The following is a 24049-nucleotide window of genomic DNA, read 5'->3' as shown; positions in this document are numbered from 1 at the left end:
GGTCCTAGTGGTGGAACCCCGTCGCCGTCCCCTTGTCCCGGGTCAGGGGGTGTGGCTGGCGGCGGAGTTCGGGCAGGAACCGTTCCAGGTCGTCCATCAGGAGGTCGGCGAGGTCGGTCGAGAAGCCGTTGCGGCACACCACGCGCAGTACGGACAGGTCCTCCCGGTGCGGCGGCAGGGTGTACGCCGGGACCACCCAGCCGCCCTCCCGCAGCCGCCGCGAGACGTCGAAGACGTCGTACGCCGTCACGTGGTCCGCGGTGGTGAAGGCGAAGACCGGCAACTGGTCGCCCCGGGTGAGCAGCGTGAAGTCGCCGATCGCCTCGACCCGGCCGGCCGTCTTCATGGCGACGTCCCGCGCGGTCTGCTGGACGGCCCGGTACCCCTCGCGGCCCAGCCGCAGGAAGGTGTAGTACTGCGCGACCACCTGGGCGCCGGGCCGGGAGAAGTTCAGCGCGAAGGTCGGCATGTCGCCGCCCAGGTAGTTGACCCGGAAGACCAGGTCCTCGGGGAGCGCCTCCGCGTCCCGCCACAGCGCCCAGCCGACGCCCGGGTAGACCAGCCCGTACTTGTGCCCGGAGGTGTTGATGGAGGCGACCCGCGGCAGCCGGAAGTCCCACACCAGCTCCTCGTCGAGGAACGGCGCGACCATGGCGCCCGAGGCCCCGTCGACGTGGACCGGGATGTCCAGGCCGGTCCGCTCCTGGAGGGCGTCCAGGGCGGCGCAGAGGTCGGCGACGGGCTCGTAGGAGCCGTCGAAGGTGGAGCCGAGGATGCCGATGACGCCGATGGTGTTCTCGTCGCACAGCGCGGCGGCGGCCTCGGGGTCGAGGTGGAAGCGCTCGCCCTCCATCGGCACCTGCCGGGCCTCCACCTCCCAGAAGTTGCAGAACTTCTCCCAGCACACCTGCACGTTCACGCCCATGACCAGGTTGGGCCGCGCCCCCGGGTAGCGGTCGGCGTTGCGCCGGGTCCAGCGCCGTTTGAGCGCCATCCCGGCGAGCATGCACGCCTCGCTGGACCCGGTGGTCGAGCAGCCCACTGCCGCCGCCGGGTCGGGCGCGTTCCACAGGTCGGCGAGCATCGCCACGCAGCGCCGCTCCAGTTCGGCGGTGCGCGGGTACTCGTCCTTGTCGATCATGTTCTTGTCGCGGCACTCGCCCATCAGCACCCCGGCCTGCGGCTCCATCCAGGTGGTGACGAAGGTGGCCAGGTTCAGCCGGGCGTTCCCGTCGAGCATCAGTTCGTCGTGGACGAGCTGGTAGGCGGTGGCGGGCGGCATGGGCGCGTCGGGGAGGCGGTGGACGGGCGGCGCCTGTGTCATGCCCCCGACGGGGTCGGCCTCGCCGAAGAAGGGGTTCACGGCGAGGCGCCGGTCGCTGTGGTCGTCCCGCGGCGGTCGCGGCCCGGTGTGCAGTGGCATGCCATCGACCGTAGGTCGGCCGTGCCGGACCCGCACCTCGCGCGGGCGCTCCGGCGGAGTTGCGCCTCACGCCGCGTGAGGCCCCAGCCTGGGGGACGTCGGTAAGGGAAGGAGCGGAAGTGGACTACTCCGTGGGACAGGTCGCCGGCTTCGCCGGAGTGACGGTGCGCACCCTGCACCACTACGACGACATCGGTCTGCTCGTGCCGGGCGGGCGCAGCCACGCCGGGCACCGGCGGTACGGCGACGCCGACCTCGACCGGCTCCAGCAGATCCTGTTCTACCGGGAGCTGGGCTTTCCGCTCGACGAGGTCGCCGCCCTGCTCGACGATCCGGACGTGGACCCGCGGGTGCACCTGCGGCGCAGGCACGACCTGCTGACCGCCCGGATCGAGCAGCTCCGGAGGATGGCGGCGGCCGTGGAACGCGCCTTGGAGGCACGCGAGATGGGCATCGAACTCACGCCGGAGGAACGCTTCGAGGTGTTCGGGGACCAGGACCCCGGGCGGTACGCCGACGAGGCGGAGGAACGCTGGGGCGGCACCGAGGCGTACGCCGAGTCGCGGCGGCGCACGGCCCGCTACACCAAGGAGGACTGGAAGCGCGCCCAGGCCCAGGTGGACGACTGGAACGGGCGGTACGCGGCGCTGGTGGCCGCGGGCGAGCCGCCCTCCGGCCGGCGTGCCATGGACCTGGCCGAGGAACACCGCCTGCACATCGGCCGGTGGTACTACGCGTGTTCGTACGAGACGCACACGTGTCTTGGCGACATGTACGTGGCCGACGAGCGCTTCACGGCGTACTACGACGCGCTCGGCGCGGGCGTCGCCGAGCACCTGCGCGCGGCCATCCACGCCAACGCGGCCCGCCACCGGGGGTGACGTGGCCGGTGGCCGGCCGTCCGCCGGGACGGCCGGCCGGGGCCGTGGAACGTCCACAAGGGAAAGCGTCAAATGAATATACGCGCATAAATTGGCGCCGGTTCCCGCATTCTTTTCCGGCGTCCGGAGACCCCCGCCCGCCGGTCAATTTACTCATAACTTGAGGCCGGACGGCGTGTTAGCTTTGCACACCTTGGCGAAGGGACTCGTTGGCAGGGCCATCCTTCTGATGCGGGCGCATCGGCCGTGGCCGGAGGCAAAGCGGGGGGAGCGCTCGTGGCGAGTCGTACGCAGGAGCCGTGCCCGGCCGCCGGGGCGGTACGGGACCCGGGGTCGGTCGCGGGGATCGCCCGGCGCCACACCGGTCTGCTGCTCGGCGGCGTACTGCTCGGCCTGCTGGGCGTGGCGGCCTCGCTCGCCCAGCCCTGGGCCGTCGGCGAACTGATCGTGGCGGCGGGCGAGGGTGCTGCGCTGACCGTTCCCATCGCCCGGATCGCCGGCCTTTTCTGCGCGGGCGCGCTTTTCTCCTCGCTCCAGGCGTATGTCATCGGACGGGCCGGGGAGAATATCGTCCTCGATGTCCGCGAGGTCCTGGTCGGGCGGCTTCTGCGCGCCGATCTCACCGCGTTCGGGCGTTCCTCGCAGGGCGATATCCTCACCCGCGCGGTGACCGACACCTCCCTGGTGCGGATCGCCCTCTCGCAGAGCCTCGCCCAGTTGATCGTCAGCGGTGCCGGCGTCGTCGGCGGCGTGGTGCTGATGGTCCTCATCGACCCGTGGCTGATGGCCCTCACCCTGGGCTGTCTGGGCGCCGCCGGCCTCCTCTGCGTCACGCTCGCCCGCAGGCTGCGCCGGGCGGCCCTGCGGAACCGGGAGGACACCGGCGCCTTCGCCGCCGCCCTCCAGCGGGTGCTGTCCGCCCTGCCCACCGTGAAGGCGTCCCGCGCCGAGACCCGCGAGGCGGCCGGCATCGGCGGACTCGCCGCCAGGGCACGGCGTTCGGGCCTGCGGGTCACCGCCTCCAGCGCGCTGCTGACGCCGTCCGTGAACGTCGGCACGCAGGGCGCCCTCGCCGTGGCCGTGGGCGCCGGGATGGCCCGGGTGGCCCGCGGCGAGATGGACATGGCCGCGCTGACCACGTTCGTCATGTACCTCTTCCACCTGGTGTCGCCGCTGGTGATGTTCGTGACGGGCGTGGGCCAGTTCGTCCAGGGCCGGGCCGCCGTCCAGCGGGTGGACGAACTGGCCCGCCTGCCCCAGGAGAGCGACGGCCCGGCCGGCCGGGAGCCCCTCGCACCGCTCGCCGGGCACGCGCCGGCGGTCGAGTTCCGGGACGTCCGCTTCGCCTACCGCGGCCGGGGCCGGGCGGAGGCCGAGCGGGTCCTCGACGGCGTCTCGTTCAGCGTCCCGGCGCGGGGGCTGACGGCGGTGGTCGGCCCGTCCGGCGCGGGCAAGACCACCCTCTTCCAACTCGTCGAGCGCTTCTACCCGGCGGACGCCGGCCGGGTCCTGCTCGGCGGGCGGGACATCGAGGCGCTGCCCCTGGACACGGTCCGCGGACTGGTCGGCTACGTCCAGCAGGACAGCGCCGCCCTGCGCGGCACCATCCGCGAGAACCTGACCTACGCCCGCCCCGACGCCGGTGACGACGCCGTCCGGGAGGCCGTGGAGATGGCCGGCCTCACCTCGGTGATCGCCCGCCTCCCGCACGGCCTCGACACCGAACTCGGCGACCAGGGCATCGGATTGTCCGGCGGCCAGCGCCAACGGCTGTGCATCGCCCGTACGTTGCTCCAGCGGCCGGCCGTGATGCTGCTGGACGAGGCCACCGCCCACCTGGACTCCGACGCGGAGCGGGACGTCCGCGAGGTGCTGCGCCGCGTCTCCCGCCGGTGCGCGGTCGTCGCGGTCGCCCACCGGATCTCCACGGTGGTCGACGCCGACCGGATCGTCGTGCTGGACGGCGGCCGGGTCCGCGCCACCGGCACCCACCACGAACTGATGGAGCGCGACGAACTGTACCGGCGCCTCGCCGGCGCGCGACCGCGCCCCGGGCCCGGCCTCGCCGCCCCGGCGGCCGGCCCCGGCCGGGCGGCCCCGTGAGCCGCCCGGCCCCGAGCGCGGCCGTCCCCCGCGCGCACCGAGCACCGTCCCGTCCCGCCCGGAGTGAGGAGCTGTGGTGAGCACCACCGACGTCGCCATCGTGGGCACCGGACCCAACGGACTCGCCGCCGGCGTGGTCCTGGCCCGCGCCGGCCTCCGGGTCGCCCTGCACGAGGCCGCCGAGACCATCGGGGGAGGGCTGCGCACCGCCCCGCTCTTCGACTCCGGCGTCCTGCACGACCTCTGCTCCGCCGTCCACCCCATGGCCGCCGCCTCCCCCTTCTTCCGCGCCTTCGGCCTCGCCGAGCGCGGGGTGGAGCTGCTGCACCCCGAGATCAGCTACGCCCACCCGCTGGACGGCGGCCGGGCCGCCCTCGCCCACCGCTCCCTGGCGAAGACCTGTGAGCACCTGGGCGCCGACGGCCCCCGCTGGCGCCGGCTGATGGGCCCGCTGCTGGAGCACAGCGAGGCCGTCGTCGACCTCGTCCTCTCCGGGCAGCGCCGTCCGCCCAGGTCACCGGCGGCGGCCCTGCTGCTGGCAACCCGGGCGGCGGTGCACGGCAGCGGGCTCGGCGCGGCGCGCTTTCGGGGCGAGGAGGCACCCGCCCTGCTCACCGGGGTCGCCACGCACGCGGTCGGCAAGCTGCCCAGCCTGGCTTCCGCGACCGTCGCCCTGCTGCTGGGCCATCTGGCGCACGGCACCGGGTGGCCGCTGCCGCGCGGGGGCAGCGGGCGCATCGCCGAGGCGCTGGCCGAGGACATCAGGGCGCACGGCGGCGTCTTCCACACCGGGCACCATGTGACGGACCTGGCCGAACTGGGCGGCGCCCGCGCCGTGTTGCTCGACACCAGCGTCAAGGGCCTGCTGTCCCTGGCGGGCGGCCGGCTGCCCCGCCGCTACGCCCGGTCGCTGGAGCGGTTCCGCTACGGACCCGGCGCCGCCAAGGTCGACTTCCTGGTCTGCGAGCCGATCCCCTGGGCCGATCCGCGGGTGGGCCGCGCCGGGACGGTGCACCTGGGCGGCACGCACGCCGAGATGGTGCGGCAGGAGACGGCGACCGCGCGCGGCGTGCGCACCGGGGAGCCGTTCGTACTGGTGGTGGACCCGGCGGTGACCGACCCCGGCCGGGCCCTGCCCGGAAAGCGGCCGGTGTGGGCGTACGCGCACGTGCCCCACGGCGACCCCACCGACCCGTACGAGCTGGTCCGGGCGCGCATCGAGCGCCATGCCCCCGGCTTCGGCGACACCGTCGTGGCCCACCGGTCGGTCGCCGCCGCCGCGTACGAGGCGTACAACCCCAACTACGTGGGCGGGGACATCGGTTCGGGGGCGATGACGCTCTACCAGAGCCTCGCGCGGCCCGTACCGCGCCTCGATCCCCACCGGACGCCGCTGCCCGGGGTCTACCTGTGCTCGGCGGCCACCCCGCCGGGGCCCAGCGTGCACGGAATGCCGGGGTACCTGGCCGCGCTCTCCGCGCTCCGGCACTCCTTCGGGACACGGGACGTCCCCGACCTTGCGGCCGGCTCGCCGCCGCTCGCATTCGGGCGTTCCGGTTAATACGGGGCGTGTTCGTCGCGGGCGGCGTGCGATCAGGCCATCCCGGCCCGGCGTGGTAAATTCGCGCCCGCTGTCCATGGTAAGCGCATATTTCCTTTGATACGGTGAAGACAACGAAGTCACCCCACAGGCTCCGTTGAGGCGTTACCGCGTATATCTGACCCATCACGCGGACGGTCCCGGCATATTCCGTGGCCGGTGTGACCGGCATATCAGGTCCTGGCCGGTTCCAGCTTCCTCGGCTTCATGACGCTCCCATCGGTATGGCAGTGGGGAATGAACGAGGGGGAATATCTGTGGATACCGGAGTGGAAGATATAGGCTACGGCAGGCAGTTCGACGGGTGGTACGACCGGCTGATCCCGGACGGCACCGTGACCGCCGAAGCCGTAAAGGCGCTGCACGCCCGCCATCCCGATCCAGGGTCGGGCACTCTCGAATTCGGTGTCGGCACCGGACGGATCGCCATCCCGCTCTCCTCGCGGGTCGGCACCGTGACCGGCGTCGACTCCTCCCCGGAGATGCTGGACGCGCTGCGCGTCAAGCTGAAGGACGGCGGGGACGTCACCCCGGTGCACGGGGACATCCGCACCCACACCTCGCCCTCCCGCTACGCGCTCGTGTACTGCGTCTGCGCGACCCTGTCGTGCCTGACCACCCCCGAGGACCAGCGGCGGGCCGTCCGCCGCGCCGCCGACCTGCTGCTTCCCGGCGGCCGGCTGGTGATCGAGACCCACAACAAGCCGGCGATCGTCGCCCTCCACGAGGGCCGGACCCGCACCACGTACTTCGTCCCCTACCCGGAGCCCGGGACGGGCGTGCAGACCCACTCCACGCTGCTCGACGGCTCCCTGTGGCAGTGCTCGCACATCCTGTACCAGGGCGACGGCACCACCAGGGTGGGCAGCGAACTCACCCGGCTGACCACGCCCGACGAGGTCGACGGCCATGCCCGCGCGGCCGGGCTGGAGCCCGAGGCCCGGATGTCGCGGTGGGACGGCACCCCCTACAGCGAAGCGGCCCCCCTGTTCATGTGCAGCTACGTCAGGGCTTGAACGCACTTCACACACGCGGTGGCAATGAGGGGGTTGCACGTGGGGCGTCCGCCCATCCTTCCGGTCGACAAGAAACTCGGCCTCGTGGTCCGGGTGATCAGCGGCGAACTGACCGCGGCGGAGGCCGCGCGGGAAGCGGGGGTGTCCGAGCAGTCGGTGTCGAACTGGCGCCGGCAGTTCATCGAGGGAGGCCGTACCGGCCTGGCCGGCGAAGCCGGGAAGGACACCGAGGAAGCGTCGAGACTGGCCGAGCTGACCAGTGAGAACGCCATGCTGAAGACGATGATCGCGGAACTCTGCCTGGAACTGCGGAAATACGGCCGGAGCACCGTCGTCCGCCCGCCGCAGCCCCGAGGCAGAACCCGCCCGGGACGGCTGGTCAATTAACTCGTTAATTGATCCGCCTATCACGTGTTAGCGTTTCGAACAGACAGTCACCTGACATCACGGGGGAGGGAATGTGGCGTCTTTGGAGCGCCAGTTCGCCGCCGGTATCACCGGTCTCGCGGGCGTGAGTCTGCTGACCGGTGCGGTCACGCGGTTCATGGGAAAGCGGGAGCGTGCGCGCCGCTTTCTGCTGCACGAAAGGCCGGACGGAAGTCTCGTCGAAATCGACGTCCACATTCCTCCGCGGGTGCGGCGCGTCGTCCTTCTCGACAACGGAATGGGCGCCCCGCAGGAATACTGGGACTGGGTCTGCGGCGCCCTTCCCGAAACCATGGGATACGTGCGGTTCAACCGCCCCGGATACGGGCTCAGCACACCGGACACCCGGTACGGGCTGGAAGCGCGGTTCGAGTTGTTGCGGGAATTGCGCGACACCTACACGGCCGGCCTTCCGGTCGTCCTGGCGGGCCACTCGCTGGGCGGCTACTTCGTCGCCGCCTACGCGGCGCTCCACCCGGAAGCGGCCCGGGGCGTGACCCACGTGGTGATGGTCGACGCCACCGAGGTGATCAGCCTGCGCCACGCCCGCCGCACCGACGTCGACCGCTGGTCCCACCAACGGATGATCATGGAGCAGGTGTTCGCGGCCACGGGGCTGTCGGCCTTCCGCCCCGCCATGAACGTGAACGAGCAGTACCGCCCGGAGGTCAACCGGAGCTACCGGGCGTTCCTGGCCACCCCCCGCACCTGGGCCACCGCCCACCGGGAGTACCGGGACGCCCAGACCTACCCGGAACTGACCGCGCTGGACTGCCCGTTGACCGTCGTCACGGCGGAGAACAACATCGGCGACAACACCCTGCACGCCGGTATCCAGGCCCGGCTGGCGGTCATCTCCCGGCGGAGCCGCCACCACTTCGTCGACGGCTCGGACCACGAGTCCCTGCTCTCGGTGCGCCGGCACGCCGAGGAGGTGGCGGAGGTGATCGCCGGGGAACCGCCCAGCGAGCCGCTGGGAGCGTCCTGGCGGCCGTCCACCCGGGGCAGGGGCGCCGGGAGGGCCGCGGAGAGCGCCCCCGAACGCGAGGAGGAGCCGGCGTGATCCTCAAGGTGAACACCGAGCGCGTGAAGACCGCCGCCGTCACCACCTCGCTCGCCGTCTGGCTGGTGGCGACGGCCGCGGCCCAGATCCCCGAGCAGCGCTTCGACGGGCTCCTGCGCCGCGGGAAGCTGCGCATCCCGACCCCCAACTGGCGCTTCTTCGGGCCCAATCCCGGCGTCAAGGACAACCACCTCCTCTACCGCGACCTCACCGACGGCAAGCCCGGCGAGTGGGCCGAGGTCCAGGTCGTCCAGGACCGGCCCTGGTACGGACTGGCCTGGAACGCCCGCAACCGGTGCCCGAAGGCCCTCTTCGACGCGACGCAGCACGCCCTCGCCCACGCGGTCGCCTTCGGATCGGCGGTCCTGCCGGTGACGACGGCGACCGGCTACCGGCTGCTGGCCCGCTACATCCAGCTCCACGTGCCGCACGCCGACGGCGCCTCGCACAGCCAGTTCATGCTGCTGCACTCCTACCCGACCAGCCCGGACGACCGGCACATCGAACCCGTCTTCGTCTCCCTGGAGTTCCCGCTGGACGGAGACGTCACCCCCGCCGAGGCGCTGTCCCCGGCAGCCGCGTAGCGAGTCGGCCATCCCCCTCGGCCGGGCGCCGCGGGCTCACCCGGCACCCGTGTGCCGCGTGAACCCGCGCCCTCCCGCCGAACGGCTGGAGAACTCGCCGGGGCATCCCGGAGCGAGACATCCCGAACCCGGGGAATCCCGGGGTTCCCCCAGGAACCCAGGAACCCAGGAACCCAGGAACCCAGGAACCCCGGAAACCCCGGAAACCCCAGAAATGAGGAGACCCATGTCTGTTGTGGCCGACTTCGCCAACACCGAGCTGACCGACGTGACCCCGGGCCGCATCGGCAACGACGCGACCCCGACCATGCTGACCCCGCTGGCCACCCTGGCCACCCCGGAGGGCATCGCGGTCACCGCCGCGACCGCCTACGCCCTGAACGAGATCACCAACGACCTCGCGGGCTGATCCACGGGGCAGGCGGGCGATGCCGATGCGCCGCGTCGGCCCACTCTGACGAAAGGCGGCGGCACGGTACGCCCGATACGCATACCGTGCCGCCGCCGTCCGACTTCACCGTACTCGTCTCACACCACCGGGAGCACCCACCCATGTTCCTCAGCGCTCCGCCCGAGGTCACGGCACGCCGAGTGGCCTCGCTGGGCACGCTGGTCTCCGCACTGGAAATGCTGAGCCAGGCGCGCAAGTTCGAAGACGGCGAGCTGCTGAGCGGACAGGTCGCCACCATGCGTCCCGGGTTCGCCAAGCGCTTTCCCCGGCTGACCCGGGCCCTGGAGTCCAAGAAGGCCGCGACCGCCCTGTACGGCCTCCAGGCGGGCGCGTCGGCCGCCACCCTGATCTGGGGCCACAAGCGCGGCGTCCGTACCGCGGGCAGCGCCGTGCTGGCGGTCACGGGCGCCGCCGGACGGCTGCGCTCCCCGTTCGGCGGCGACGGCGCCGACCAGCTCCAGCAGGTGATCAACGTCGTGCTCGCCTCGACCGGCACCTTCAAGGACGACGAGAAGGCCCGCGACGTGGCCATGCGCGCTCTGGCCCTGGAGACGACCCTCTCCTACGTCGCCTCCGGCGTGGTCAAGCTGGTCTCCCCGGTGTGGCTCAGCGGCGAGGCGTTCAACGGGGTCATCCGCACCCACAACTACGGGGACCGGCGCGTCTACCGGCTCGTCCACCGGTACCCGGTGCTCGGCAGGCTCGTGACCTGGGGGACGATCGCCGCCGAGGTCGGCTTCCCGCTGGTCTTCGTGCTGCCCCGGCCGGCGGCGAAGGCGTTCCTCGGCTCGATGACCCTCTTCCACCTGGGCATCGGCCAGTTCATGGGGCTCAACCGCTTCGTGCTGGCCTTCGGCGCCACCCACCCGGCCCTCCTCTACGTCTTCGCCCAGGGCGACGCGCGCGCCGCACTGCGCGGCACGGCCCCGGCGGCCCTCGCCCCGGCGGCGGCGACGGCCTCCACACCGGCGCCCGCCCCGGCCTAGCCCTCCCCGGCGGCGGTCACCCGACGGGTTCCCGCTCGACGACCACGGCGGTCCCGTAGGCGCACACCTCGGTGCCCACGTCCGCCGCCTCGGTCACGTCGAAGCGGAACGCCAGCACGGCGTTGGCGCCCCGCGCCCGCGCCTGCTCGACGAGCCGCTCCATCGCCTGGTTGCGCGTCTCGACCAGCGTCTTGGTGAGCCCGCGCAGCTCACCGCCGACCAGTGACTTCAGCCCGGCGCCGATCTGGCTCCCCAGGTGCCGGGAGCGCACCGTCAGTCCGAAGACCTCGCCCAGCACTTCCCGCACACGATGTCCCGGCAGGTCGTTGGTGGTCACGACCAGGACCTCCGGAGCGGGGCCCTGCCCGCCGCCGTATTCTTCGATGCCCATGGTTCCCAGCCTTCCCCGGACGGACCCACAGCGCACGCCGGGCGTCCCCTCCCGGTGGAACCTGGGACCATGAGGCTGCGTTGATACGTTGGGGCAGCCAGCCCCCGCCCGCCCCCCAGTGCAGGAGCCACAATCCCGTGACCACGCTTGCGCTCGGCCCAGAGTGGCTGAGCCCTGACTATCTGATCGAGACCTTCAGCCTGGCCGGCATCCTGCTGATCGTCTTCGCCGAGTCCGGCTTCTTCGCGTTCCTGCCCGGCGACTCGCTGCTCTTCACGGCGGGCCTGTTCGTCGCCCAGGGGCAGTACATCAGCCAGCCGCTGTGGCTGGTGTGCACGCTGATCGTGATCGCCGCCGTCCTGGGTGACCAAGTCGGTTACATGGTCGGCAAGTTCTTCGGCCCGAGGCTCTTCAGCCGTCCCAACTCCAAGGTCTTCAAAAAGGAGAACCTGGAGAAGGCCCACGAGTTCATGGAGAAGTACGGGCCCAAGGCGATCGTCCTGGCCCGCTTCGTGCCCATCGTCCGCACCTTCGCGCCCATCGTGGCGGGCGCCGGCCGGATGAAGTACCACACGTTCTTCACGTACAACATCATCGGCGGCATCGCCTGGGGCTCGGGCGTCACCCTCGCGGGCTACTGGCTCGGCCAGATCGAGTTCATCCGGACCAACGTCGAGGCGATCCTCGTCCTGATCGTCGTGGTCTCGGTCGTGCCGATCATCATCGAGTTCCTGCGCGAGCGCGCGAAGAAGAAGCGCGCCGCCGCCGAGGCGCCCGCCGCCGGCCCGCAGGCGCCGCAGTACCCGGTCATGGACGACGCGACGACGCAGCTCCGCCGCGTGGACTCCCCCCAGCAGCACCAGCAGCACCAGCAGCACCAGCAGCACCAGCCGCAGCAGCCCCAGCAGCCGTACGGCGGCCAGGGGTACGGCGGCCAGGGCTACGGCGACGGCGGCTACGGCGGCGGCCAGGGCTACGGCGACGCCGGTTACGGCGACAGCGGCTACGGCGGCACCGGGAACGGCTACGCCGGACCGGGCCACGGCGACCAGGCGGGCCACGGGAACCCGCCCGGCCACGGCGACCGGGGCGGCTACGGCGGGCAGCAGTACGGCAACCGCCCGGACCCCCGCCAGCAGCCCTACGACCAGCGCTACTGACCCGCCCCGGGGGGCGGCGGGGACCGGAGCGCCGGACGCCGCCCCTCAGAAGCCGCGGGTCCGCTTCGCCGCCCGGCGTCCGGCGGCGCTCGCGGCCCCCGGCATCCGCAGGAACAGCCGGGAGATCTCCCCGCCGAGGTTGACCCCGATGGCGATGGCCAGGGCGAGCGCCACCGCCTTCGACAGCGACACCAGCCCCCGGTCCACCTCGTTCTGCGCGATTGCCAGCAGACCGAAGTACGTCGCCGAACCGGGCAGCAGCGGCCCGATCGCCGCCGTCGTGTAGGGCAGCGCCGAGGCGAACCGGTACCGGGACATCAACTGCCCGAAGAGCCCCACCAGCCCCGCCGCCGCGGCCGTCGACGCCACCGGCGAGATACCGCCCACCACGTGCATCGCCCCGTACACGCACCAGGCGACGCCCCCGTTCAGGGTCACCGCGAGCACCGTGCCCCGCTCCTGCTGGAGCAGGACCGCGAAGGCCAGCGACAGCATCATCGCGGCGAGGATCTGCACCGCCGGCTGCTCGCCCGTGCCGAGGGCCACGTCCGGATTGAGCTTGGCGCCCAACTGGACGCCGAAGTACAGCATCACCAGCACCCCGGCGACGATGCTGACGAAGAAGTACATGACCTCCAGCAGCCGCGCGGACGCGGTGATGTAGAAGCCGGTCAGACCGTCCTGCACCCCCGCCACCAGCGCCCGTCCGGGCAGCAGCGCGAAGAGACCGCCGGTGATCACCGCGGACGCCTTCGCGTCCACGTGCGCCAGGTTCAGCGCGACGCCGAGCGCGGCCGGCGGCATCGCGGCCACCGAGAACTGGTAGAACTCCGGCAGCCCGCGCCCCGCGCACAGCCACGCGAGCCGGTCGCCCAGCATCGCGCCGACCAGCGCGGCGAAGAACACGATCAGGTCACCGCCGACGAGCAGCGAGGCCGCGCCCGCCAGCAGACCGCTCGCCCCGGTCAGCACCCAGGTCGGGTACGGGTGCCGGTTGCGGCGGATCTCCGCGAGCCGCCGGTACGCCTCCTCCAGGGAGATCTGCGCCTCGGGGTCGCTGAGGTCGTCGACGAGCTGGAACACGGCCGCGAGCCGCGTGTAGTCGGTGCCCCGGCGGCGCACCGTCCGCGAGGCCGTCACCGGGTCGTCCACCAGGGACGGCTGGTGCGAGATCGACAGCAGGGTGAACGTGACGTTCGGCTCGCAGCGGTCCAGGCCGTAGGAGCGGCAGACCGCGAACATCGCGGCCTCCACGTCCTCGGCCCCCTCGCCGCCCGCCAGCAGCAGTTCGCCGATGCGCAGCGTGAGGTCGAGCACACGGGGCACCGCGGGCCCGGTCTCGTCGTGCCGCTGGACCGTCTCCGGCGCGGGCCGCTCGGCCACCGGCATGCGCAGCATCGCCCGCATCCGGTCCTGCCAGGGCACGTCCCCGGTCAGGGCCGGAACGCCGCCCGCCGGGGTGAACGCCGGCGGGGCGCTCCAGGCGCTGTAGGTGCTCGGCGCGGTGAACGCCGAGCCCTCGCTCTCCGCGTGCGCCGCCGGGGCGTCCAGCCCCTCCGGCAGGGAGAACTCCGAGGTGGTCTCGGCCTCCGCCTGGGCCGGCCGGGCGACGGCCAGGCCCTCGGGGATCTCGAACTCGGACGTCGTCGACGCCTCGTTCTCGGCCGGCGCCGCCACCCCGGCCGGGGGCCGGAAACCACTGCGGGCCTCATCCGGCTGCGGCTTGCGGTCCTCCGCATCCGTCACTTGCGTAGCGCTCCCTGGTACGAACACACCCTCCTGTTGCCCCAGTATGCGCACCGAACGCGGAACGGGCCGCACGCCGAGGCGTGCGGCCCGTCACCCTGAGGGAAGTCCGGCTCAGTGGCCGCCCTGCTCCTCGAAACGCTTGTAGGACCGCTCGATCTCGGTCTCCGCGTCCGTCCGGCCCACCCAGTTGGCGCCCTCGACCGACTTGCCGGGCTCCAGGTCCTTGTAGACCTCGAAGAAGTGCTGGATCTCCAGGCGGTCGAACTCGGAGACGTGGTGGATGTCACGCAGGTGCTCCACCCGGGGGTCCGTCGACGGGACGCACAGCAGCTTGTCGTCGCCGCCGGCCTCGTCCGTCATGCGGAACATGCCGATCGCGCGGCAGCGGATCAGGCAGCCCGGGAAGGTGGGCTCGTCCAGGATGACCAGCGCGTCGAGCGGGTCGCCGTCCTCGCCGAGGGTGTTCTCGACGAATCCGTAGTCGGTCGGGTAGGCGGTCGAGGTGAAGAGTCGACGGTCCAGGCGGATCCGACCCGTCTCGTGGTCCACCTCGTACTTGTTCCGCGAACCCTTCGGGATCTCGATCGTGACGTCGAACTCCACCGGTGGCTCCTCCATGATCAGCACATAGTTCTGGTGGTTAAGTGTCCCTCACGCCGGTGTGTGATCGCGAAAGGGGCTGGTGTTCGTGCCAGAGCTGAAGCCTTGGCGGGCCGCGAGACCGCACGTGGTGCGGGCCGCGGACGCCGTACGCCCGCACCTCGCCCGCGCCACGGGCGCCGTGCGCGCGGCCTGGCCGCGGATCGCACGGCCGGTCCGGAACACGGTCCCCCGGCTCGTCCGGTTCACCCGGGCGACGGGCACGACGAAGACCTGGCAGTACACCGCCGGAGCCGCCACGGCCGGACTGGCGCTCGCCGCCGGTGTGGTGACCGCCGCCGGGCCCTGGGACTCCACGGGTCAGCGTACGGCCGAGCGGGAGCGGGCCGTCGCCGGGTCCCGCACGGGTGGCGTAGATCACGGCGGCGCGGCGGCGGGCTCCGGCACGGCCGCGGGCTCGCCCCGGCCCGCGCCCAGCGCGGCGGCCGTCCTCACCGGGCTCGGCGGCCTGACCGGCAGGGGAACCGCCCAGGCGGCCCCCGGCACGCCTGCCCTCGCCGACTCCCTCGGCCCGCTGCTCACCGGCCCGGCGCTCGGCACCGAGTACACGGCGGCCGTCGTCGACCTCACGAACGGGCGGCGGCTGTACGAGCGGAACTCCGGCGACGCGCTCACCCCGGCCTCCACCACCAAGATCGCCACCGCCGTCGCCGCGCTGAGCGCGCTCGGACCCGACCACCGCCTCACCACCCGGGCCGCGCTGGAGCCCGACACCGGCGAACTCGTGCTGGTCGGCGGCGGCGACCCGACCCTCACCGCCCGCGAGCGGGCCGGGGACCTCGCCAGCCTGCGCACCCTCGCCGCCGACACCGCCGCCGCGCTGAAGAAGCGCGGCACCCGCTCGGTCACGCTCTCCTACGACACGACCCTCTACGCGGACGCCGAAATGCACCCGATCGGGGTCAACGACAACATCGCCCTCGTCACCGCCCTGATGACGGACGAGGCCCGCACCGACGACTCCCACAGCGGACCGGCGCCCCGCGCGGCGGACCCCGCGGCCGAGGCCGCCCGGCGCTTCGCGGGCCTGCTGGGCGGGCACGGCATCACGACCACCGCCCCCGGCCCCTCCAAGGCCACCGGCCGGGCCACCACGCTGGCCACCGTCTCCTCGCCCCCGGTCTCCGCCCTGGTCGAGCGGATGCTGACCGAGAGCGACAACGACCTCGCCGAGGCCCTGGCCCGCCACACCGCCCTGGCCACCGGCAAGTCCGCCGACTTCCGCGGCGTCTCCGCCGCCCTCACCGCCCGGCTGAAGCAGCTCGGCCTGCCGCTCGGCGGCACCGTGTTCCGCGACGGCAGCGGGCTGGACCGGCGCGACCGCGTCACCGCCGGGCTGCTGACGGACCTGCTCGCCAAGGCCGCCGACCCGGCCCGGCCCGAGCTGCGCCCGGTCCTCACCGGCCTCCCGGTGGCCGGCTTCACCGGCACCCTGACCGGCCGCTACGGCGCCGGCGACGACGCCTCCGGCCTCGTCCGTGCCAAGACCGGCACCCTGACCGGCGTCAACACCCTCGCCGGCACGGTGGTCGACGCCGACGGCCGCCTCCTCGCCTTCGCCTTCCTGGCCTCCGGCACCACGGACGCCCAGGCGGCCCAGTCGGCCCTCGACCGGGCGGCGACCTCGCTGACCGCCTGCTCCTGCGCCTGACCGACCGGACGGAGCGGCCGGGCCGTCCGCCCGCCGGGTCCGGTGCCCCGGGCGGCGTTCACGGACTGACCCGAGCGGCGGGGCTCACGTACCGTTGAACCATGACGAGCATCGGCGCATCCTCCGGCATGGTCGACTGGAATCTCGCGGTGGCGACGGCGACCCGGCTCGTACGACCCGGGCCCGAGGTCAGCCGCGACGAGGCACGGGCCGTCGTCGCGGAACTCCGCCGCCACGCCAAGGCGTCGGAGGGACACGTCCGGGGCTTCACCAGGCTGGCCACCGACGAGGCCCACGACACCCCCGTCCTCGTCGTCGACCGGCCGGGCTGGGTCCGGGCCAACGTCGCCGGGTTCCGGGAGATCCTGCGGCCCCTGCTCGACAAGATGGAGGAGCGGCGCGGCGGCACCCCCGGCGGCGCGGTCATCGGCGCCGTCGGCGGCAAGGTCACCGGCGTCGAGCTGGGCATGCTGCTGTCGTTCCTCTCCTCCCGCGTGCTCGGCCAGTACGAGACCTTCGCGCCCGCCGGCCGTGATCTGCCCGGCGCCGCCGACGGCGGCGGACGGCTGCTGCTGGTCGCGCCCAACATCGTGCACGTCGAACGCGAACTCGACGTCGAGCCCCACGACTTCCGCCTGTGGGTCTGCCTGCACGAGGAGACGCACCGCACCCAGTTCACCGCCGTGCCCTGGCTCCGGGACCACCTGGAGGGCGAAATCCAGTCGTTCCTGGCGCAGACGGACGTCGATCCCATGACCGTCCTCGAACGCGTCCGCGAGGCCGTGCAGGCCCTCGCCGGCGGCCGGCCCGAGGGCGAGGACGAGGACGGCGGCCGGTCCCTCGTCGAGTTGGTGCAGACCCCCGCCCAGCGCGAGGTCCTCGGCCGGATCACCGCCGTGATGTCCCTCCTGGAGGGCCACGCCGACTTCGTGATGGACGGCGTCGGGCCCGATGTCGTGCCGACCGTGGCGGAGATCCGCGAGAAGTTCCAGCAGCGCCGCGCCAAGGGCGCCTCCCGCCTCGACCTGGCCCTGCGCAAACTGCTCGGGCTCGACGCCAAGCTCCGCCAGTACCGCGACGGCGAGCGGTTCGTGCGGGCGGTCGTCGAGCAGACCGGCATGGACGGTTTCAACCGGGTGTGGACCTCGCCCAACACGCTGCCCACCAAAGCGGAGATCTCCGCCCCCGCCGACTGGATCGCCCGTGTCCACCGCACGCCGGAGCCGTGACACGCCCGGGAGCGCGGCACACGGTTCCAGCCGACGGCACACGCACGTCCCTCCAATCACCCGTCCGAGGGACCGTGAGGCTTCGGCAGGCGTGCGATGCTCGGGGAACGCCCCGTTTCTGTCACCATTTACACACTCTGCGTGACCGAATGGGGGTCACCCCCCGAACACTTCCCGAAGGGCACCGGACATGGGTCCCCATCCTGCGGTCGCGGCGATACGCCTGGCGGTCCGCCGCGTCCTCCACGACATCCTCACCGACCACCCCCTCGGCGCCGGCCCCGCCGCCGGCCCCGCCGCCGGACCGGCCGCCGGACCGGCCGCCGCCGGCCCCGCCGCCGAGCACCCGCGCGCGCGCCCGCCGTCGCCCCTCGTGCTCGTCGCCTGCTCCGGCGGCGCCGACTCCATGGCCCTCGCCTCCGCCCTCGCCTTCGAGGCCCCCCGGCTCGGCGTCCGGGCCGGCGGCGTCACCATCGACCACGGCCTCCAGAGCGGCTCCGACCTGCGTGCCGAGGAAGTCGTGCTGCGCCTGCGCGCCCTCGGCCTCGACCCCGTCGAGGCCGCCGCCGTGACCGTCGGCCGCGCCGGCGGACCCGAGGCCGCCGCCCGTGACGCCCGCTACGCCGCCCTCGACGCCGCCGCCGCCCGCCACGGGGCCGCCGCCGTCCTGCTCGGCCACACCCGCGACGACCAGGCCGAGACCGTCCTCCTCGGCCTCGCCCGCGGCTCCGGCATCCGCTCCCTGTCCGGCATGGCCGCGGTCTCGGGGGCCGACGGCCGCTACCGGCGCCCCTTCCTCCAGCTCGACCGGCAGACCGCCCGCAAGGCATGCCTGGTCCAGTCCCTCCCCGTCTGGGACGACCCGCACAACACCGACCCCGCCTACACCCGCTCCCGGCTGCGCCACGAGGGCCTGCCCGCACTGGAGAAGGCCCTCGGCAAGGGCGTCGTCGAGGCCCTCGCCCGCACCGCCCAGCTCTCCCGCGACGACGCCGACGCCCTCGACTCCTGGGCCCGCCAGGCCGAGACCGGCGTCCGCGACGCCAACGGCCGGCTGGAGTGCGCCAAGCTCTACGCCCTCCCGCCCGCCGTCCGCCGCCGTATCCTGCGCCGCGTCGCCATCGAGGCCGGTGCTCCGGCCGGCGCGCTGTTCGCCCGCCACATCGAGGAGATCGACCGGCTGATCACCGGTTGGCGCGGCCAGGGGGCCATCAACCTCCCCGGCCGGGTCGTCGCCCAGCGGCAGGGTGGCAGACTGGTCATTCGGCAAGGCTGATTCCGGCTCCCCCACCGACCCGTATCCGGGTCCGGGGCGGGCCGGCGGCCGGTGGGACGACCGAAAGTGATGCGGGTGGACGCGAAAGACATGGGTGCCGACCTCGAGAAGGTGCTCATCACCAAGGAAGAGATCGACGCGAAGCTGGCCGAGCTGGCCGCGAAGATCGACGCGGAGTACGAGGGCAAGGACCTGCTCATCGTCGGCGTGCTCAAGGGCGCCGTGATGGTCATGGCCGACCTCGCCCGAGCGCTGTCCACCCCCGTGACGATGGACTGGATGGCCGTGTCCTCGTACGGCGCGGGCACCCAGTCCTCCGGTGTGGTGCGCATCCTCAAGGACCTCGACACCGACATCAAGGGCAGGCACGTCCTGGTCGTCGAGGACATCATCGACTCCGGGCTGACCCTGTCCTGGCTGATCTCCAACCTCGGCTCGCGCGAGCCCGCCTCCCTCAAGGTGTGCACGCTGCTGCGCAAGCCCGACGCGGCGAAGGTCGCCCTGGAGGTGGAATGGGTCGGCTTCGACATCCCCAACGAATTCGTCGTCGGCTATGGCCTCGACTACGCCGAGAAGTACCGCAACCTCCCGTTCGTCGGTACGCTCGCGCCCCACGTGTACGGCGGCTGACGCGCCCGCGGTGAATTCACGGGACGCGCGGGGCGCGGGCGGGAACCCGCGGGGGTCTCGCACCGTTGGAGCATGCAGACGGGAATGCCAGCCGTCCTGTGCGGCTTCGGGCCACCAAGCTGGGGTACCGTCAGAAGAACTGTCTTATCAAACTCACTATGGCAGGAGGGACGGGGCGGAATCCGCTCCGTATGGATGGACGTGAAGCGATACTTCCGTGGGCCGGTCATGTGGATCGTGCTGGCCGTCCTCGCCGTGGTCGTGTTGATGCAAGTCGTCGGCTCGTCCGGCGGCTACAAGACGGTGGACACCGGCCAGGTGGTCCAGGCGATCAACGACAACAAGGTCGAGTCGGCGAAGCTGACCACCGGCGACGAGCAGACCATCAAGATCCAGCTCAAGGCCGGGGAGAAGCTCAAGGGCAGCTCCAAGGTCCAGGCGAGCTACATCGGTGACCAGGGCGTCACCATCGCCAGTACTCTGCAGGCCAAGTACCAGGACAAGCAGATCCCCGACGGCTACACGGTGTCGCCGTCCAAGCAGAACCCGTTCGTCGGCGTCCTGCTCTCCTTCCTCTTCCCGCTCATCCTCATCGTGATCGTCTTCCTGTTCCTGATGAATCAGATGCAGGGCGGCGGCTCGCGGGTGATGAACTTCGGCAAGTCCAAGGCCAAGCTCATCACCAAGGACACCCCGAAGACGACGTTCTCCGACGTCGCCGGTTCGGAGGAGGCCGTCGAGGAGCTCCACGAGATCAAGGAGTTCCTCCAGGAGCCGGCCAAGTTCCAGGCCGTCGGCGCCAAGATCCCCAAGGGCGTGCTGCTGTACGGCCCGCCCGGCACCGGCAAGACCCTGCTCGCGCGCGCCGTCGCGGGCGAGGCGGGCGTGCCGTTCTACTCGATCTCCGGTTCCGACTTCGTCGAGATGTTCGTCGGTGTCGGTGCCTCCCGGGTCCGTGACCTGTTCGAACAGGCCAAGGCGAACGCCCCGGCGATCGTCTTCGTCGACGAGATCGACGCCGTCGGACGCCACCGCGGCGCCGGCCTCGGCGGCGGTCACGACGAGCGCGAGCAGACCCTCAACCAGCTCCTGGTCGAGATGGACGGGTTCGACGTCAAGGGCGGCGTGATCCTCATCGCGGCGACCAACCGGCCCGACATCCTCGACCCGGCGCTGCTGCGCCCCGGCCGCTTCGACCGGCAGATCGCCGTCGACCGTCCGGACATGCAGGGCCGTCTGGAGATCCTCAAGGTCCACCAGAAGGGCAAGCCGGTCGCGCCGGACGTCGACCTGGCGGCCGTCGCCCGCCGCACGCCCGGCATGACCGGCGCCGACCTGGCCAACGTGCTGAACGAGGCGGCGCTGCTCACGGCCCGCAGCGACCAGAAGCTCATCGACAACCACATGCTGGACGAGGCGATCGACCGCGTGGTGGCCGGACCGCAGAAGCGGACCCGGATCATGTCGGACAAGGAGAAGAAGATCACCGCGTACCACGAGGGCGGTCACGCCCTGGTCGCGGCGGCCTCACCGAACTCCGACCCCGTGCACAAGATCACCATCCTGTCGCGCGGCCGGGCCCTCGGGTACACGATGGTGCTCCCGGACGAGGACAAGTACTCGACCACGCGCAACGAGATGCTCGACCAGCTCGCCTACATGCTGGGCGGCCGGGCCGCGGAGGAACTGGTCTTCCACGACCCGACCACCGGCGCGGCCAACGACATCGAGAAGGCCACCGGTCTGGCCCGCGCGATGGTCACGCAGTACGGCATGACCGAGCGTCTGGGCGCCATCAAGTTCGGCGGGGACAACACCGAGCCCTTCCTCGGACGTGAGATGGGTCACCAGCGCGACTACTCGGAAGAGGTCGCGGCGCTCGTCGACGAAGAGGTCAAGACCCTCATCGAGACGGCGCACAACGAGGCGTGGGAGATCCTCGTCGAGAACCGCGACGTCCTCGACAACCTCGTCCTCGCCCTGCTGGAGAAGGAGACGCTGGGCAAGGAGCAGATCGCCGAGGTCTTCTCCACCATCGTCAAGCGTCCGCCGCGGCCCGCCTGGACGGGCTCCTCGCGGCGCACGCCGTCGACCCGTCCGCCGGTGCTCTCCCCGAAGGAGCTGGCGCTGACCAACGGGGCGAACGGCACGGGGACGGTCTCCATCGCCAAGAGCCCCCCGGCGGACTCCGCCCCGGGGCAGGAGAACGCCCCGGAGGACCGTCCGGAGGGCTGACCCGGTCCCGACCGGGCCCGGAATGCCTGCCGCGTCCCCCAGGTTCTAGCCTGGGGGACGCGGCTTTCCCATATGCCCGCAGGCTAGACAGACAGGAACGAGGCACCACATGACCGACCCCGTGACGCTGGACGGCGAGGGCCCGATCGGCGAGTTCGACGAGAAGCGCGCGGAGAACGCCGTGCGCGAGCTGCTCATCGCGGTCGGCGAGGACCCGGACCGGGAGGGCCTGAGGGAGACCCCGGCGCGGGTGGCGCGGGCGTACAAGGAGATATTCGCCGGGCTCTGGCAGGAGCCGGAGGACGTGCTGACGACCACCTTCGACCTCGGGCACGACGAGATGGTGCTCGTGAAGGACATCGAGGTCTTCAGCACCTGCGAGCACCACCTGGTCCCCTTCCGCGGTGTCGCCCACGTCGGTTACATCCCGTCCACCACCGGGAAGATCACGGGACTGTCGAAGCTGGCCCGTCTCGTCGACGTCTACGCCCGCCGGCCGCAGGTGCAGGAACGACTCACCACGCAGGTCGCGGACTCCCTGATGGAGATCCTGGAGCCGCGCGGGGTGATCGTGGTGGTGGAGTGCGAGCACATGTGCATGTCGATGCGCGGCATCCGCAAGCCGGGTGCGAAGACCCTCACCTCGGCGGTGCGCGGACAGCTCCGTGACCCCGCCACGCGCAACGAGGCGATGAGCCTGATCATGGCCCGCTGAGCCGGTCCGGCCCGCGCGGGAGGAACCGCCGGTCCGCCGGGGCACCGTGGGTGTCCCGGCGGACGGCCGCTCAGGCAGCGGAGGCCGCTCCCGGGTGGTGGTCGTCGTCCTCGTCCTCGGGGAGCTTGCAGACCCGCTCCAGGAAGAGGGCGGCGGCTATCACGCCGACGCCCGCCACGACCGAGAGACCGGCGTAGACGGCCTGGTCGCGGCGGGCCGGGATGTCGAGGAACTCCAGCAGGAAGACGCAGGTCCCGCCGTACATGCCGGCGACGAGGGCGGCCACCAGGGCGCTGGCCTGGCCGAAGACGACCGCGCGGGCCGCCATCAGCGGGTCGACGCCCTTGGCGCCGGGCACCCGCTCCCGCTGGGCCTTGAGCCGGGAGCGCAGGGAGAGCGCCGTGGCGAGCAGGACGGCCGCGATGGCGGCGAGGGCGACCGGGGCGGCCAGCGGGACGCCGGGGAGCGACCCCAGCGAGTTCCACAGGCGGGCGCCCGCCCAGGACAGGACCCCGACGACGACGAAGACGCCGGCCAGTGTCCTGATGCGCAGCTCTTTCACGGTGCCCCTTCGTTCCCCCGGACGTCCGGCCGCGGCCCTCTCGCCCGGCGGCCGGTCGCGTGTTCTCGCTCCTGTCGACCTTAACGACTACTCGGGCAGGTGGAGTTCCAGGTCGGTCCGGGGCTCGATGCCCGCGCGCGTGACGGAGTCCAGCAGGCCGGCCACCGGGCCGTGCCCGGGGAGCTGCGCCTCGGGGTCCACGTCGTGCCAGGGGGCGAGGACGAACGCGCGCTCGTGGGCGCGCGGGTGAGGCAGGGTCAGCAGCGGGTCGTCGGAGACCACGTCGGCGTAGGAGACGATGTCGACGTCGAGGGTGCGCGGGCCCCAGCGCTCGTCGCGGACCCGGCGGAACGCCTCCTCGATGGCGTGCGCCCGCTCCAGCAGCGAGGACGGCGGCAGGGTGGTCTTCAGTACGACGACGGCGTTGAAGTACGACGGCTGGCTGCCGGGCTCGACGCCCCACGGCTCCGTCTCGTAGACCGGCGAGACGCCTTTGACGCGGACGCCCGGGGTGTCCTCCAGCGCGTCGACGGCGCCCTGGAGGGTCTCCAGGCGGTTGCCGAGGTTGGCGCCGAGGGCGATCACCGCGCGCTTGGGGTTGGAGAGCGTCGTGTCCGCGGCGTCCACCTTCTCCACGACGGAGGCCGGAACGGGCTGTACGGTCGGGTCGCTGGGACCTTTGGCGAAGGGGGCGTTCATACACGGCTCCGGATGATGGTGACGGTCACGTCGTCGAAGGGGACCGTGATCGGCGCGTCGGGCTTGTGGACGCAGACCTCGACCTCCTCGACCGCTTCGTGCTTCAGGCAGACCTGGGCGATGCGTTCGGCGAGGGTCTCGACGAGGTTGACGGGCTCGCCCGAGACGACGGCCACCACCTCCTCGGCCACGATGCCGTAGTGCACGGTCTTCGCCAGGTCGTCGTCGGCCGCGGCGGGGCGGGTGTCCAGGCTCAGGACGATGTCCACGAGGAAGGTCTGGCCCTGCTCGCGCTCCTTGGGGAACACACCGTGGTGCCCGCGGGCCCTCAGGCCGCGCAGCGCGACACGATCCACGCGAATCACTCCTGTGCAGTCGTCGGTCTCGGACCGGTCCGTACCGTGTGCGGCGGTACGGCGGCCTTGGTCGAATCTACCCGCGGGTGCCGACAGCGCCGGGCCTCGGGGGCACCGGAGGGGGCGGGGCCGCGGGAATGTCACCGGGCGTTCTCCCCGGCGGCCCCGGCGGCTCACGGGCTGGTAGCCGTCCATACCCGCCG

The 24049-nt window shown here is 72.4% G+C and carries 23 protein-coding genes; 16 read left to right on the top strand and 7 right to left on the bottom strand.

The features are described 5' to 3' along the window. Nucleotides 1-4: 4 nt before the first annotated feature. Nucleotides 5-1423 (bottom strand): glutamate decarboxylase, encoded by a 1419-nt coding sequence (gad, locus tag J5Y05_RS12465; RefSeq protein ID WP_210871621.1) that lies wholly within the window; start codon nucleotides 1421-1423, stop codon nucleotides 5-7. 119 nt (nucleotides 1424-1542) lie between these two features. Here gad and J5Y05_RS12460 point away from each other — a divergent pair, with 119 nt between their 5' ends. From J5Y05_RS12460 to J5Y05_RS12420, 9 genes are all read left to right on the top strand, one after another. Next, nucleotides 1543-2304, top strand: coding sequence for a MerR family transcriptional regulator (locus tag J5Y05_RS12460; RefSeq protein ID WP_210871619.1), 762 nt, complete (start codon nucleotides 1543-1545; stop codon nucleotides 2302-2304). Between the two features lie 276 nt (nucleotides 2305-2580). After that, entirely contained in the window at nucleotides 2581-4407 is a 1827-nt protein-coding gene (locus J5Y05_RS12455) for an ABC transporter ATP-binding protein (protein WP_307853876.1), read from the top strand. Between the two features lie 76 nt (nucleotides 4408-4483). Beyond that, entirely contained in the window at nucleotides 4484-5968 is a 1485-nt protein-coding gene (locus tag J5Y05_RS12450; RefSeq protein ID WP_210871618.1) for a phytoene desaturase family protein, read from the top strand. A 263-nt stretch (nucleotides 5969-6231) separates the two neighbouring features. Continuing rightward, complete coding sequence (locus J5Y05_RS12445; protein ID WP_210871616.1) at nucleotides 6232-7023, top strand: class I SAM-dependent methyltransferase; 792 nt, start codon at nucleotides 6232-6234, stop codon at nucleotides 7021-7023. 39 nt (nucleotides 7024-7062) lie between these two features. Continuing rightward, nucleotides 7063-7410: a transposase gene (locus J5Y05_RS12440; protein ID WP_210871614.1), complete on the top strand. Its 348-nt coding sequence runs from the start codon at nucleotides 7063-7065 to the stop codon at nucleotides 7408-7410. 73 nt (nucleotides 7411-7483) lie between these two features. Beyond that, nucleotides 7484-8512, top strand: coding sequence for an alpha/beta fold hydrolase (locus tag J5Y05_RS12435; RefSeq protein ID WP_210871612.1), 1029 nt, complete (start codon nucleotides 7484-7486; stop codon nucleotides 8510-8512). Beyond that, the gene (locus J5Y05_RS12430; RefSeq protein WP_307853873.1) at nucleotides 8509-9096 is read left to right on the top strand and encodes a hypothetical protein; all 588 of its coding nucleotides are present in this window, start codon (nucleotides 8509-8511) and stop codon (nucleotides 9094-9096) included. The genes J5Y05_RS12435 and J5Y05_RS12430 overlap by 4 nt, the downstream gene beginning before the upstream one ends. Before the next feature lie 226 nt (nucleotides 9097-9322). Next, complete coding sequence (locus J5Y05_RS12425; RefSeq protein ID WP_210871610.1) at nucleotides 9323-9505, top strand: linaridin family RiPP; 183 nt, start codon at nucleotides 9323-9325, stop codon at nucleotides 9503-9505. 143 nt (nucleotides 9506-9648) lie between these two features. After that, complete coding sequence (locus J5Y05_RS12420; protein WP_210871608.1) at nucleotides 9649-10533, top strand: HTTM domain-containing protein; 885 nt, start codon at nucleotides 9649-9651, stop codon at nucleotides 10531-10533. A 16-nt stretch (nucleotides 10534-10549) separates the two neighbouring features. On the opposite strand, the gene J5Y05_RS12415 is transcribed toward J5Y05_RS12420, so the two are convergent. Beyond that, nucleotides 10550-10924, bottom strand: coding sequence for a YbjQ family protein (locus tag J5Y05_RS12415; protein ID WP_030422722.1), 375 nt, complete (start codon nucleotides 10922-10924; stop codon nucleotides 10550-10552). 137 nt (nucleotides 10925-11061) lie between these two features. Here J5Y05_RS12415 and J5Y05_RS12410 point away from each other — a divergent pair, with 137 nt between their 5' ends. Beyond that, on the top strand, nucleotides 11062-12084 hold the full coding sequence (locus J5Y05_RS12410; protein WP_210871606.1) for a DedA family protein: 1023 nt from the start codon (nucleotides 11062-11064) through the stop codon (nucleotides 12082-12084). A 45-nt stretch (nucleotides 12085-12129) separates the two neighbouring features. Here J5Y05_RS12410 and J5Y05_RS12405 read toward each other — a convergent pair whose 3' ends face one another. After that, nucleotides 12130-13830 (bottom strand): threonine/serine exporter family protein, encoded by a 1701-nt coding sequence (locus J5Y05_RS12405; RefSeq protein ID WP_210871604.1) that lies wholly within the window; start codon nucleotides 13828-13830, stop codon nucleotides 12130-12132. 114 nt (nucleotides 13831-13944) lie between these two features. Beyond that, nucleotides 13945-14436 (bottom strand): inorganic diphosphatase, encoded by a 492-nt coding sequence (locus tag J5Y05_RS12400; protein ID WP_210872717.1) that lies wholly within the window; start codon nucleotides 14434-14436, stop codon nucleotides 13945-13947. Between the two features lie 79 nt (nucleotides 14437-14515). Here J5Y05_RS12400 and dacB point away from each other — a divergent pair, with 79 nt between their 5' ends. The 6 genes from dacB to folE all read left to right on the top strand — a co-directional run bounded on the left by dacB (nucleotide 14516) and on the right by folE (nucleotide 22229). Next, nucleotides 14516-16144 (top strand): D-alanyl-D-alanine carboxypeptidase/D-alanyl-D-alanine endopeptidase, encoded by a 1629-nt coding sequence (dacB, locus tag J5Y05_RS12395; protein WP_210871603.1) that lies wholly within the window; start codon nucleotides 14516-14518, stop codon nucleotides 16142-16144. 101 nt (nucleotides 16145-16245) lie between these two features. Next, nucleotides 16246-17373: an Rv3626c family coenzyme F420 biosynthesis-associated protein gene (locus tag J5Y05_RS12390; protein ID WP_210871601.1), complete on the top strand. Its 1128-nt coding sequence runs from the start codon at nucleotides 16246-16248 to the stop codon at nucleotides 17371-17373. Between the two features lie 190 nt (nucleotides 17374-17563). Then, a complete protein-coding gene (tilS, locus tag J5Y05_RS12385; RefSeq protein WP_210871599.1) occupies nucleotides 17564-18649 on the top strand; it encodes a tRNA lysidine(34) synthetase TilS in 1086 nt (361 codons plus the stop codon). A 90-nt stretch (nucleotides 18650-18739) separates the two neighbouring features. Beyond that, entirely contained in the window at nucleotides 18740-19279 is a 540-nt protein-coding gene (gene hpt, locus J5Y05_RS12380; protein WP_247614611.1) for a hypoxanthine phosphoribosyltransferase, read from the top strand. A gap of 195 nt (nucleotides 19280-19474) precedes the next feature. Further along, nucleotides 19475-21514 (top strand): ATP-dependent zinc metalloprotease FtsH, encoded by a 2040-nt coding sequence (ftsH, locus tag J5Y05_RS12375; protein WP_210871597.1) that lies wholly within the window; start codon nucleotides 19475-19477, stop codon nucleotides 21512-21514. A gap of 109 nt (nucleotides 21515-21623) precedes the next feature. After that, nucleotides 21624-22229, top strand: coding sequence for a GTP cyclohydrolase I FolE (gene folE / locus J5Y05_RS12370; protein WP_210871595.1), 606 nt, complete (start codon nucleotides 21624-21626; stop codon nucleotides 22227-22229). 70 nt (nucleotides 22230-22299) lie between these two features. Here the strand turns inward: folE and J5Y05_RS12365 are convergent, their stop codons facing one another. From J5Y05_RS12365 to folB, 3 genes are all read right to left on the bottom strand, one after another. Further along, nucleotides 22300-22791, bottom strand: coding sequence for a DUF3180 domain-containing protein (locus J5Y05_RS12365; protein ID WP_210871593.1), 492 nt, complete (start codon nucleotides 22789-22791; stop codon nucleotides 22300-22302). An 87-nt stretch (nucleotides 22792-22878) separates the two neighbouring features. After that, entirely contained in the window at nucleotides 22879-23490 is a 612-nt protein-coding gene (gene folK, locus J5Y05_RS12360) for a 2-amino-4-hydroxy-6-hydroxymethyldihydropteridine diphosphokinase (protein WP_210871591.1), read from the bottom strand. Beyond that, nucleotides 23487-23846: a dihydroneopterin aldolase gene (gene folB, locus J5Y05_RS12355; protein WP_210871589.1), complete on the bottom strand. Its 360-nt coding sequence runs from the start codon at nucleotides 23844-23846 to the stop codon at nucleotides 23487-23489. Before folB ends, folK begins: the two co-directional genes overlap by 4 nt. Nucleotides 23847-24049: the final 203 nt, after the last annotated feature.

The organism is Streptomyces tagetis (assembly GCF_018069565.1).
In the GTDB taxonomy this organism is placed as follows: domain Bacteria; phylum Actinomycetota; class Actinomycetes; order Streptomycetales; family Streptomycetaceae; genus Streptomyces; species Streptomyces tagetis.
The sequence above is the reverse complement of the archived record's forward strand: the minus strand, read 5'-3'. Positions and strand labels throughout refer to the sequence as shown.